Here is a 2,983-nt window from a genome sequence, read left to right on the forward strand (position 1 = left end):
GGCACGCCCCGCACCGCCGGACCGGCGGAACCTCACGGGCATGACCGTCCGCACTTCTCGGGGTCGTGGTAGCCGTCCGCGTACTCGGTGACCTTGTCGCGTACTGCCCGCGGCACCTCGGGCCCCAGCGCAGTCACCGAACTCCACCACTCGTGGTCGGCCCCACTGCGGCCCGGGTCGATCGTGTGCACGACGGCCCGGGCGGGGGTGCCGTCCATGTAGACGTGGACCTCGGTGCCGTCGTCGGGGTCGCGGTCCACCACCACGTCGATCCGGGGGCCGACGGGCAGCCCGGCGGTCTGTGACCGCGTCGGCGTCGGAGGTTCGGCTGCCCTGGCCCAGGCGCCGAAGATGTCGTCGCGCCCGCGGGGGCCCAGGGAATCGAGCAGCACCGTGTCGAGCGCGCCCAGGTCAACCGTCGCCCACCCCGAGGGCAGACCCTTGTCCAGGTCGTCGGCGCGGCGGTTGAGGAAGCTCAGGACGGAGGACTTGGTCACTATCGGGTCGTCGGCGGTCAGTTCCAGGCGGCGTGCCATCTCGGCCGCCGCGTCACGCAGTGCGGCGCCGCCCGTGACGGGGGACTGGCGGAGGGAGCTTGCGGGCATCGGGTCGTGCGTCATGAGAAGTCCGATCTCGGTGCGTGGCGGGGCGGTCCGCACGAGGAGGAGAGCCCCCAGGGGTCTGGCTGGGCGCCCAGCGGTCAGGTGTCCGGCTCGGCTTCGTCCCGCCGCCAGCGGCGCGACTCGATCCGTCGGGCGATCCGTCGTTCTGCCGTCTTCGCCCGTCCGCGGGCGAAGGTGTAGTAGAAGCAAGTGCATCCCTGGCGGGCCCGGACACACCCGCCCCGGTGTCCCGGGCGGGTGGCGGGGAGCAGCATGCGCACTGGAACTCCAAGCGGGTGGGGGGGGTGTGGGCGGGCGTCGACGAGCCGGGGGATCGGGGCATGACCGGCCGGGCTGATCACCCGCGAGCGGCGTCGGCCCGGGCGTCTTCAGCGGTGTAGCCGCAGTCGCATCCCGGGTGGCAGTACGAGCCGGCCGGGGCGAAGCAGCCCTCGCACGGCTCGTCGAGCTCCTGGGGCAGAAACGGTCGACGCTTCGTTCCGTCGATGCTGGGCCGGGGCAAGGACATGGCTACTCCCGTAGTTGACGTGGGGCCGGGCGCGGGGGCGAGCCCGGGGTGATGGAGGTTCGTCGCGGGCCGGTCACCTCTCGATCGGCCCCGAGATGGTGATGGTGGTCGAGGACGTCGTGGCTCCGTCGAGGGTGGTGCTGGCCCAGCGCATCGCGCTGACCTCGGTGATCGGACCGAGTTCGCCGCCGTCGGGGTCCTCCCTGGTGATCAGGAGCTTGACGTCGACATCTCCGGTGCTCTTCTGCACGTCGGTGAGACGCGCGATGAGGTCGCGCACCCTCAGCGTGGGCTCGGAGGGCGACTGGGGTGTGTCCTGGTCCTCGTTGCGCCCTTCGAGCAGCACCATGACGGGGCCGGTGCCGCGGTGGCCCCGGTCGGTCCTCACTCCGACAACAGGACCTTCGGCGCCCTCCCACTCGCTGGACAGGAGCGAGTCGACATCGACGTCGCCTACACGCTGGTGCTGCTCCTCAAGCCGGTTGAGAAGTTCTGAAATTCGCATCGCTGCGCCCCTTCATGGCGAGGAGATCGACGTCCTGATGACCGGCGCGCTGCGCGCGACCGATGCTTAGACCATACGTGAAATCATAGAGTTAAGCAACTAGAGTGGGAGTTGCGCCGCGCCCGAGAGCGTGCACGCCGCGTCGCCGGGGAATCGGCCCTCCCGGTCCGGCCACACTGCCTGCCAGACGGGCGGGTTGCGGCTGTAGACGGTGCGCACCAGGACGAACGGTGCCGCGCTCTCCGCCTGCCTCAATCGCAGCGAATAGCCGCCCCCGGCCGCGCCCTTGACCTCCATGGCCTGGGTCGGGGGGGTCTGCTGCTCAAGCAGCCGTGCCGCCAGTGAGTTCAGTACGGAGTGGGACGCCTCGTAGGGGAGCCCGCTGATCGCCAGTTCGTAGCCCCGGCGGATGTGCAGCCCAACTGTGTACGCGAGCGAGGGCTCGCCGGTGAGGGGGTCGGCCGGGATGAAGGGGATGGCGAACCCCTCCTCGTCGATGCTGGTCAGCAGTCGCTTGAGGTAGGCGTCCATGTGTGCGCGGATGTCCGCGGGGGGCGGGAGGGTCATTGATCATCCATTCGGGAGTGCCGGAATCCTCTGGGGCATGCCCTGGGCCGGCGGGGTGCATTGGATCTCTGGAGCCCTGCGCGTGGGAAACGGGAGCGCCCGAGCCGTCGCTAGGTTACGCGAACTCGCAGAGTTAAGCAATTTACGAAGGGGTTTCCACGCTGCCTGGTCCCTTGTCGGGAGGGAGGGGGAGGTCACTTGGCAGCTGCTGTCGTCGCGGTCGATCTCACAAGTTCCACGGCCCCGCATGGGGTGGGACGTGGAGCGCCGCCGGTGCCGCCCCCGCGGCCTCACTATTCGGGCGGGGGCGGCCCTGGCGGCGACCGGCTATCCGCCGCGCTCGACCTCCTGGCCCCCGGCGCACCGGCCGCGCTGACCAGCGGCGAGTGCGACGCGGTGATCGCTCCTCTGGGCGAGTGCACCGAATCCACTGCGCGACCGGCTGGCTGGTTGCTGACCCGGCTCTTGGCCGGGCGCGGCGGGGTGTTGGCCCGTTGCCGCCCATCTCCCGGTCGGCGGCAACGCCGATGGAGGTGCGGGGAGTGCCGCCGCGGACGCGCCGATACGGTGGACGGCCCTGCCCCAGGTCCCGCGGCCGAGAATCCGGCGGCTGGTCGCTGGCGGGAGGGGCGGAGGGTGCTGCCGGTGGACGAAGGGCGGCGCCGTCGTGAGGGCGCACACCCTGCTGAAGGCGCAGCCGGAAGCGCCGCGAGCCGCCAAAGGGATGGGTGAACCCGGCCCGCTCGGCGCGGATCATGCGGTCGATGAGCAGGCGGGCGG

At 71.2% G+C, this 2,983-nt stretch carries 3 protein-coding genes; all 3 read right to left on the reverse strand.

Annotated features, from left to right (window positions below; genetic code table 11):
* Positions 1 to 32 precede the first annotated feature (32 nt).
* The 3 genes from ABT093_RS40765 to ABT093_RS40775 all read right to left on the reverse strand — a co-directional run bounded on the left by ABT093_RS40765 (position 33) and on the right by ABT093_RS40775 (position 2,203).
* Complete coding sequence (locus ABT093_RS40765) at positions 33 to 605, reverse strand: hypothetical protein (protein WP_350572565.1); 573 nt, start codon at positions 603 to 605, stop codon at positions 33 to 35.
* 599 nt (positions 606 to 1,204) lie between these two features.
* Entirely contained in the window at positions 1,205 to 1,519 is a 315-nt protein-coding gene (locus tag ABT093_RS40770) for a hypothetical protein (RefSeq protein WP_350572566.1), read from the reverse strand.
* A 216-nt stretch (positions 1,520 to 1,735) separates the two neighbouring features.
* Positions 1,736 to 2,203, reverse strand: coding sequence for a DUF4262 domain-containing protein (locus ABT093_RS40775; RefSeq protein WP_350572567.1), 468 nt, complete (start codon positions 2,201 to 2,203; stop codon positions 1,736 to 1,738).
* Positions 2,204 to 2,983 lie beyond the last annotated feature (780 nt).

The organism is Kitasatospora sp. NPDC002551, assembly GCF_040296005.1.
In the GTDB taxonomy this organism is placed as follows: Bacteria; Actinomycetota; Actinomycetes; order Streptomycetales; family Streptomycetaceae; genus Kitasatospora.

Excerpts from the sequence above, each read along its gene's own strand:
- ABT093_RS40765 (WP_350572565.1), bottom strand. The coding sequence starts at position 605 with ATGCCCGCAAGCTCCCTCCGCCAGTCCCCCGTCACGGGCGGCGCCGCA.
- ABT093_RS40775 (WP_350572567.1), bottom strand. The coding sequence starts at position 2,203 with ATGACCCTCCCGCCCCCCGCGGACATCCGCGCACACATGGACGCCTAC.